Below are 8,900 nucleotides of genomic sequence, written 5' to 3' on the forward strand. Positions count from 1 at the left end.
TACCTGATTATGTTTTAAATAGGACAAATAAATTACTTTAAGGAGTGTTTTAGATGGGGAAATATATTGTACTAACAAATAAGGATACCTTCCAAACGATTATTGAAAACGATGGTTTAAAACCGGTTGAAACCTACCATTTCTATTTCTTTGATAGTTTAAAGGCGAAATACACAATTGCTGAAGTTCTTGACGAAACGATTAAAATCCAATTATTCGAGAAATATGAAGGAAAGGAATATGTTAATCAGATTGCTGTTAAGTTTTTTGAGAAGTTTGAGACACTTGAAGCTGCTCGCGAGGAATTAAATGAGATCGTAAAAGCTTCTGGAAACAGTCAGGATTCTGTAAACTCCAAATTGGTTAAATCAACTGAGGTTGCGGTATAAAATATATAATATGGTAATTGCTTACTTCCATAAAACCAAGATCCGGAGAGACACCGCTTTCTCTCCGGATTTTATACTTTTTAAAAACAAAAAAATAACCGCCACATGATAGTAGCGGTTGAATGGGTAAGGTTAAAATTTAAGCGTTTTTCTTAGTGAAGCTAATTTTCTCTCAGCTTTTTCTGCTGCACTTTTAGAACTAAATAAAAACTTAAACATCTATAAGCCCCCTAATAATGAGTTATTTGATACTGTAATTTTATAACGGGGAGAACGATAAAACAAGTATTTTGTATACAAAATACCAAATTAATTCTTTATTCATGGCGGATTTGTGACATTTTTAAGTGTTAATTAGGTTTTTGGTATACAATTATAATGAGAGAGGGTGTTAATATGCTGAGATATATGTTTTTTGTCGTTATTTTAATGTATTTATTCTCTGTACTTTTACCAGGACTCCATCTCGGTGTACTGATTTCCTCACTAAGTCTTTTGATTGTCCTTGTTACCATATTTCAAGCGAAGCGATTTGTTCAAGTTTTAGGAGGTACATTTTTACTATTTGGAGTGGTCTTACTAGCGACGAGCGGAGCCTCGTGGCAGCAATATATTCTCTCTTTTGGCCCCATGCTGGACTTGCTTACCATGTTTACATTGATTCCGATATTAGGGATTCCCATAAAATTAGGCGGGTATAGCGGCGGTATACAAAATGTGATTACAAAGAGGGTAAAGACCTCAGGGCAATTGTATATGATCACGTCTGGCATTTCATATTTTTTTAGTATTTTTATGAATTTGGCCACCTTGCCAATGACTTATTACTCGATTAGGCCAGCATTAGATGTCATTCCCGTTGAGAATAAAGAGCGGTTCATGAGCAGAGCGATTTCACGCGGATTTGCGATGCCATTACTTTGGGCACCTGTTACACCAATTGTCGGGATTGTCATCACGATGACAGGAGTCAGCTGGGTATCGATTCTTCCATATGTTATTCCTTTAAGCATCGTGGGAGTCGGTGTGGATTGGTATATTGGCTCACGTAGAGCAAATATTATGATCCATAACAAACAGGACCTATCCGTCCACGAAACCGCAGCTACAATAGAAACAACAGATCCAACTAATCGTTCGAGGAGAGTCTTACAAATACTATTAGCCATCGTCATATTTAATGTTGTTATTTCTTTAGTAGAATCAAAGTTTCCTTATCCATTTTTAATATTAGTATCATTAATGGTTATCCCATTTTCGTTCACATGGTCCCTCTTCTTAAAAAAGGGTAAAGAATTCGGTTACCATTTGCTCAATCATTTAAAAACGTTCTCTGTAAGTATGAAGGATCAATTCTTCATCTACTTATCAGCTGGTTTTTTCATCTCAACCATTAACATATCACATGCAAATGTCTTGCTGGATGCCTGGGTCAATAAGTTTATCAATTTTGCTGGTGTGGAGATCTTTTTGATTTTACTGCCGCTAATCCCGCTGGCTTTAGCCTTTTTAGGCCTGCATCCTGCTGTATCACTAGCATTAATGACCGAAGGATTAAATCCAGAAGTTGTTGGGATATCCCCACATATCTTGACAGTGGCAATGTTAGCAGGTGCTGTCTCTGCTTTTCTAGTTGGTCCATATAATGCCACGTTAGGGCTTATGTCAAGTATCGTTAAGGAAAGCTCCTATAAGGTGTCGAACTGGAATCTTTCCTTCGCAAGTATATATATCGGCTGTGTTATGTTGTATCTATTTGTTTTACAATTATTTTTATCTTAATATTTGTGCATAAGAAAAGGTGTCAATCGATGGATTGACACCTTAGCATTTTAAGTGGCTTTGCTTTCAGTAATATCACCAGATTTTTCCGCTTTAACTTCCTTGACTATTTCTTTCGCAAAGTGGCCAAGACTCCCCTCACTATATGATCGGATCACTTCAGGTGCTAACGATGTTAATGCTCTCTTTAGATATTCTGGTGATAATCCTCTATTCACAAATTCCGTCTCGATTGTTATCGCTGTCTTTATGGCAATATACGTCGCTAATTTATTTACTTCAGTTAGACAATTTTCACTATCGACCATTACCTTACCAAGTTCGTGAAAAAGTTCTCCAACAGTTTGTGGCAACGCTGATTCCGTAATAAATAATCCATTACCATGTTCCAATAAATCCTTAGAATGTCCCATATACTTAACCCCATGAACCTGTAAGTCGGGAAACTGGACCATTATTTGATTGGTAGGGAGGTTCGTTGCCATATTAATGATAATAGGTGTATGCGGTGAATGGCTTTCCAGTTTTAACGATCTGATAAATGGAAGAACCTCCGTCGCAGGTAATGCTAAGATTAAGATATCGACATCCTTCAATTCACTTTCTGTTAAAATGTAGCCACACTGAAACGTTTTCAAAAAGGTTTCTGCTTTCGTTTGCACCGGATGATAAACTCCAAGTGCAATCTGTTTTTTATCCCAATGGGTCATCATGGCTGTCCCTAATTTACCGAGGCCTACTAAACCAATCCTTTTTTGTTTCATTTTCTATCCCCTCTCCCTCTCATCCTATGTCTGGAGGCATTTTAAGATAACGATTAATAAACGAAAAAGAAAAGCGCAAGCGCCCTGGTCAGCGGCGTNNGGACACTAGCCGCTAGGGCGCTGTAGCTAGACAGTAATCTAAGTTCAAAAACCTATACTTTCTTATCATAAAAATAATAAGGCTATCTTAAAAAATCAGTTTGCTGCTGACTTTTAAGATAGCCCTTTATTTATTAGCGACCCCTAATTTCTATCTAGTTTAATGTAAAGGTATATTGAAGGTAACAGTTTATTTACCAGATAATAACCGCCAAGAGTGTTGCAAGGAAAAGTCCGGTTATTACTGGGAAGAAATTCTTCCTCGCCAGCTCTAACGGTGAAATTTGTAAGAAGCCTGCAACTGCGACAAGTGACGACCAGGCAATCAATGTACCTCCACCTCTCCAAACTGCACCCATTTGACCAATAGCTGCAAGGACGGAAGGATCGATATTACTTCCAGGTCCAATGGCACCAGACAAAGCACCAGTTAACGGAAGTCCAGCAAACCCAGAACCATCTAATCCGGTAATGATACCAACGATTAAGATACTAAATGCTGCAATAATTGGGCTGTGAGGAATATAATTTTGACCTGCTTGGATCAAATCAAATAGAAAGCCTGGTTTAGCTGCATCTTCACCTAAGGAAAGGATCTGCGCAGAAAAGTCTCCACTTCCCATAAAGAAGTAACCTGCAATTGGAATTACTGGAGCCATGGCTCTGAAAGCAAATACAAAACCTTCCGTAATATGTTCGCTGATTTTATCAAGCGCATGAATGCGATTAAAAGCAATCGTCGCTAAAACTAAGAGAATGGTAGCAACCCCACCGATAAAGGCAGCACCATCGCCTCCCTCGAATCCAGCTCCACCGCCAATTTTGGATTGGACCATAAAAATCATAACACCTAGCATCGCTAAAGGCACAATGATTGCGAAGATTTTTCCCCATTTTTGTTTTACTCTAATTACTTCAGCAGTTTCTTCTACTGTAGCAGCAAGTTCCTCGGTAACTTGGAAGAATACTTTTTCATTATTATTTTCATTAACAGATTTTTTGGTAATCGCTTTTCGATGTGTAGCATACACAATCACAAGAGCGCTAATACCAGTAATGAGAGAAAGAATGAAGGCCTTATCTGAAACTAAGGCTTTATCTATTCCTGCTGCTTTCGCACTTAGCATTGGGGCTACCTGCATAATATAGTCTGATGATAGGGCCATACCTTGTCCTGCAATAACAATAACCATTGCTGAGGTCATGACTGGTAATCCGGCACTTACTGCAGCAGGTACTAATAACGCACAAATTAATGGAACAGCTGGGGTTGGCCAGAAAAAGAGTGAAATCACAAACGTCGTAACCATTAATACTAAATAAGAAACGTGTCCGTTTACCATTATTTTTTGAATCGGCACAACCATCCTTTTATCTGCACCTAAATCTTTTAAGGAATTAAGAAGACCGATCATGATGGAAATGATTAGGAAAATACTAAAAAGTTCCTTAGCGGCAACGAGATTTGCATTAAAAACAGCTTGAAAACCGCCAATCACGCTCCCTTTATATACGGCTGCTACTAAAAAGGTTCCAACTATAAGTGGTAAAACAACACCTTTTCTAAAAAGCATGATAATAATAACGGCTACAGTGACAACTAGATAGACCCAATGGGCTGCTGTTAATTCCATATTTCCCCTCCGTTGTTTTAAAATAGTTTAAAACTGTAATGCGAAAGATTTCCTTTAAATATGGGAAAAGATCGTAGGAGAGGCGTAAACGTTAAAATAGGATTTTTATCATGGTGTATATCCTCTACTTCTGGTGTTCTTTTCTTAATCCCTAAAAAGATAAAAAATGGCATGATTCATTAAAAAAATTTTTTGAGAGATTATATTTTGCATACTGTAGATTGTATACCATGTTTTTATAAAAGACTTTTCAAATGACTGATTAAAACTGAATACTAAAGTAAAAGAACCTTTATTAACATCCTTTTCCCTGCTTCCTAAAAATAATCAATCTACACAACTTTGATGAATGCGCTTACAGATTATTTTCTGTTTGATAGTAGATTGTTATATTAGGAATAATAAAACCAACCCCTTTTCACTATGTACACCTTGTTTATTATAAGGTTGAAAATAATATACCATTATTCTCTATTCATTGCAAACTATTTTGAAAATTTAGAAGTTTATTTATATTCATCAGATTACTATTGATTTTATTGGTTGAATCGGCTAAAATTTACTAATTATCGGTATACGGTATACAAAATATCCTATATACATAGTTTAATAGCTGCTAATAAAATAATCACGAGGTGAATAAATATGCTTAGAGTTGGAATCATTGGATATGGAACACTTGGAAAAGGTATTAGCGAATTAATTGAGTTAGGACAAGCAGGAGATGTCGTCCTTCAATCCATTTTAGTTAGAACCCCGCTAGGTTCTTTGGACAAATCACCAGATCAGTGTACAGTCACTACGAATGAAGCTGTCTTTTTTAACCAAGATTTAGATATTATCATTGAAGCAGCCGGACACCATGCCCTTCAACTATATGGGGAAAAGGCCATTTCCTCGGGAAGTCATTTAGTTATCCTTTCCGTCGGTGCTTTAGCAGATAGAGATTTTTATGAGTCCTTACAGGAGGCAGCTAGAAAATACAAAAAACAACTGATTATCCCATCAGGAGCCATTGCAGGTTTGGATCGTATTGCCGCTGGGGTGTTAGGTGAAATTGATGAAATTACACTGATTACGAGGAAGCCTCCAAAAAGTTGGTATGGAACAATTGCGGAGGAAAAAGTTGATTTAGAAACGATTGCAGAACCATTTTGTATCTTTGAAGGTACCGCCAGAAATGCAGCAAAATTATTTCCTCAAAATGTAAATGTATCTGCTGCGCTAAGCCTTGCAGGTGTCGGCTTTGATGAAACAAAGGTTCAAGTGTATGTTGACCCGACCATTCAAATGAACACACATACCATAGTGGCCAAAGGCTATTTCGGGCAAATGGAAACCACTATTCAAAACAATCCATATACGGAAAATCCTAAATCGAGCCCGATCGTCGCTATGAGTGTTGCAAAAGTATTGCAAAACCTAACGACATCTGTCGTGATTGGTGTCTAATACCTTGTAGACAAAAAGAGAAACTCCACCCTGCGAGGGATGGAATTTCTCTTTTTTTATTTCTTCTCTTTTCCTTGATTGACTGCCTCAATATACGCTTTTCGGGAATTTTCAATATGAATTTTCGTTAAATACTCGGCCATTTCTAGTTCTTGATTAATAATAGCCTCCATAATTCGTAAGTGTTCTTCCATCGACTGTACAGGCCGGCCCGGATTTTTATACCCAGTCTTGGCAAAGGCACGAATATAATCCGATAAGCCGCTTAATATTTCATAGAGCTTGGCATTTTTTGCCGAGCTGTATAAGAGGTGATTCAATTCACCATGTAAATTAGAGAAGTCATGATCATTTTTATGCTGTAAACAATCTTCCACCCTTTTACTGTATTCGATGAACTTGCTTTTGGTTTCATCATCCAACTTCTGAACAGCTAATTTGGCTGCCAAAACTTCAAGTGATGAAAGAATCGTAAATACTTCAATAATTTCCTTTTCAGAAATATCCGCGACAATAACACCTTTTCTTGGAACAGTTTTGACAAACCCTTGAGATTCTAATCTAAATAACGCTTCACGAATAGGTGTCCTGCTAATATTTAATCGTTCGGCTAATTCCCGTTCCACTAAACGATCACCTGTTTTAAATTCACCTTCTAAAATAAGGTCTTTAATATGAATAAAGACCCTTTCACGTAAAGATATTAAATCTTCCTCGGCCCAATTATTCCCCACAGTTTCTCCCTCTTTCTAGGTATACATTGAACCAATTATAACTCACTCTATTTATAAACATCAAATTGTATGGTCGGAATTTCCAATATAAAAATAGTTAGTAAATAACTTTACTATCTACTGAGTTTTTCAACTGGATTATTACTATTTGAACCCTCACCTAAAACAGCCTGTGTAATAATCTTTGTCATCACTTCGGCGATCGTCATCACAGTAAATAATCTGGTATTATTCAAAGATTGCACGGGCGATAGCGGGTCTAGGTAATTAACCACTGCCTTCATATGGTATTCACCCACATGTGGCAGCTTTTTATTGACAGCTATGCCAGGAATTAATGAACCTTCTTTTAAAAAAATAAACCCAATTTGCCTCTCATCTCCCAAACAAGCATCGATCCCCAAAATAAACGGATGATTGTGCGTTTGTTTAATTTCTTTCAGGATCTTGTTAATATTTAAGGCATGAACTGGTTTTTCTAAGGTGCCATATACAAGGAAAGGAAGGTCCATTTCTTTCAGCATCGTTCCCACTAAGGGACCTAGTGAGTCTCCAGTTGAACGGTCGGAACCCACACATAAAAAAATGATTTCTTTTGAGGTATTGCTAAGGACTTCTTTCAGTTTATTAACAAATTCCTTAAACTCATTTCCCTCAGTGGTCTCTTTAACAGAAAAATAGCATGACCTTGCTGCCTTATCCATCGTCTTTTTCTTGCTGTCAAAAGGCCACATTAGCATCAACCCTCTTCTCAAGTTGTAGTTCCCTATATCTGTTCATTTGCCCACCGTCATGACCCCTACGCTTCTCTCGAGAATTTTTACGCATCTACCTATATATTATGATAGCAAGAATAAAACCTTCCATACCCATGCTTATAAAAATTACAATAAAATTCAGACTAGTTCACATTTCTGTAACAAATTAGTGCCTGACACCATGGGTGTCAGGCACTAATTTAATTGTATTGGCTTTCTATGGTAAGAATCCGGTCATACAGTTGCTGATTTATGGGTGTTGATAGACCGTATTGATGGGCTAGGTGCAGGACTGTACCGGCAAACAATTCTACTTCACTGTGGCGTCTGGCCTCAATATCTTGGGCCATTGACGGTTTTCCGTCTGGACTTAAGGTGGCCAATACACTTAGCCAATAGTCTAAGTCAGCTTCTGATAAATCAATTCCTGCTTTTTCGGAAAGCGCGATGACCTCTCTCATCGCTCCAATCATTATCTTTCGTGCTTCTCCATCACGCTGAATCTCTCCATAATTACTTTGATAGACAGCCACCGTTTGATTGACCCCTACATTTAACATGAACTTACCCCATTGCCGTTTCACCATATTCGTTTCGATCTCATAGGGCAGTTCTACTTTATCAAAAAATGCGGCAACACGCCTTACCTTATCAGAAATAACGCCAGGTTCTCGTTCTCCAAAACAAAGGATGCCCATATGGTCATAGGTGAGCTGATTTCCCACTTTAACAGCATCCATTCCTTGAGCAACACAATATAAAATATGTTTATCCCCGTAGGTCTCTCCAATCAAAGCCTCACTAGAAATTCCATTTAATGCAGATAAAATAATCGTCTCCTCACCCACATGATGCCTTACCGATTGAATCGCATCTTTTAAACCATCAAATTTCACCGTAAAGATCAGCAAATCTGCCGGCTCGCATGATTCATCGGGTGTCAGGTAGGTGAAATCGCAGCGTTCTCCGTTACAGAAAACATGTTCATTTTCATATCGATGGATCCGCTCCCGATCTGCGATGATACGTATATCTGCTTTTGGCATTTTCTTCGATAAATGATGACCATATAGAATTCCTAATGCCCCTAAACCAATGATTGAAACCTTCTTTATCTCCATAACGAATTTCATTCCTTCCCCATAATTGTCTACTGTATGTAAGAAAATTTTCTAAATGGTTCAGAACATTTATCCAAACTATTTTACTACAAGTATTATATCTCATTTTATTTTTAAAAAAGGCTGTGTTAAAGGGTAATGTTGATTTTGCCACTCTGTTGATTGGA

The 8,900-nt window shown here is 37.5% G+C and carries 8 protein-coding genes; 3 read left to right on the plus strand and 5 right to left on the minus strand.

Features of this window, described 5'->3' with window-relative positions; translation table 11 throughout:
* Positions 1 to 53 precede the first annotated feature (53 nt).
* Both V7659_RS21710 and V7659_RS21715 read left to right on the plus strand, forming a co-directional pair.
* A complete protein-coding gene (locus tag V7659_RS21710; RefSeq protein WP_335542178.1) occupies positions 54 to 389 on the plus strand; it encodes a hypothetical protein in 336 nt (111 codons plus the stop codon).
* A 396-nt stretch (positions 390 to 785) separates the two neighbouring features.
* Positions 786 to 2,171 carry a hypothetical protein gene (locus V7659_RS21715; RefSeq protein WP_335542179.1) on the plus strand — a complete coding sequence of 462 codons (1,386 nt, stop codon included), beginning with the start codon at positions 786 to 788 and terminating at the stop codon, positions 2,169 to 2,171.
* A gap of 50 nt (positions 2,172 to 2,221) precedes the next feature.
* Here the strand turns inward: V7659_RS21715 and V7659_RS21720 are convergent, their stop codons facing one another.
* Together V7659_RS21720 and V7659_RS21725 are read right to left on the minus strand one after the other, a co-directional pair.
* Positions 2,222 to 2,935: an NAD(P)-binding domain-containing protein gene (locus V7659_RS21720; protein ID WP_335542181.1), complete on the minus strand. Its 714-nt coding sequence runs from the start codon at positions 2,933 to 2,935 to the stop codon at positions 2,222 to 2,224.
* A 293-nt stretch (positions 2,936 to 3,228) separates the two neighbouring features.
* A complete protein-coding gene (locus V7659_RS21725) occupies positions 3,229 to 4,668 on the minus strand; it encodes a hypothetical protein (RefSeq protein ID WP_335542183.1) in 1,440 nt (479 codons plus the stop codon).
* A 645-nt stretch (positions 4,669 to 5,313) separates the two neighbouring features.
* Here V7659_RS21725 and nadX point away from each other — a divergent pair.
* Positions 5,314 to 6,120: an aspartate dehydrogenase gene (gene nadX / locus V7659_RS21730; RefSeq protein ID WP_335542185.1), complete on the plus strand. Its 807-nt coding sequence runs from the start codon at positions 5,314 to 5,316 to the stop codon at positions 6,118 to 6,120.
* Positions 6,121 to 6,176: 56 nt separating this feature from the next.
* Here the strand turns inward: nadX and V7659_RS21735 are convergent, their stop codons facing one another.
* The 3 genes from V7659_RS21735 to V7659_RS21745 all read right to left on the minus strand — a co-directional run bounded on the left by V7659_RS21735 (position 6,177) and on the right by V7659_RS21745 (position 8,733).
* Positions 6,177 to 6,854 (minus strand): GntR family transcriptional regulator, encoded by a 678-nt coding sequence (locus V7659_RS21735; protein WP_144548242.1) that lies wholly within the window; start codon positions 6,852 to 6,854, stop codon positions 6,177 to 6,179.
* A 113-nt stretch (positions 6,855 to 6,967) separates the two neighbouring features.
* Complete coding sequence (gene yyaC, locus V7659_RS21740) at positions 6,968 to 7,594, minus strand: spore protease YyaC (protein WP_335542188.1); 627 nt, start codon at positions 7,592 to 7,594, stop codon at positions 6,968 to 6,970.
* A 218-nt stretch (positions 7,595 to 7,812) separates the two neighbouring features.
* Entirely contained in the window at positions 7,813 to 8,733 is a 921-nt protein-coding gene (locus V7659_RS21745; RefSeq protein WP_335542195.1) for a ketopantoate reductase family protein, read from the minus strand.
* Positions 8,734 to 8,900 lie beyond the last annotated feature (167 nt).

Origin of the sequence: Neobacillus drentensis (assembly GCF_036966985.1) — a bacterium.
Classification (GTDB): Bacteria; Bacillota; Bacilli; order Bacillales; family Cytobacillaceae; genus Neobacillus; species Neobacillus drentensis_E.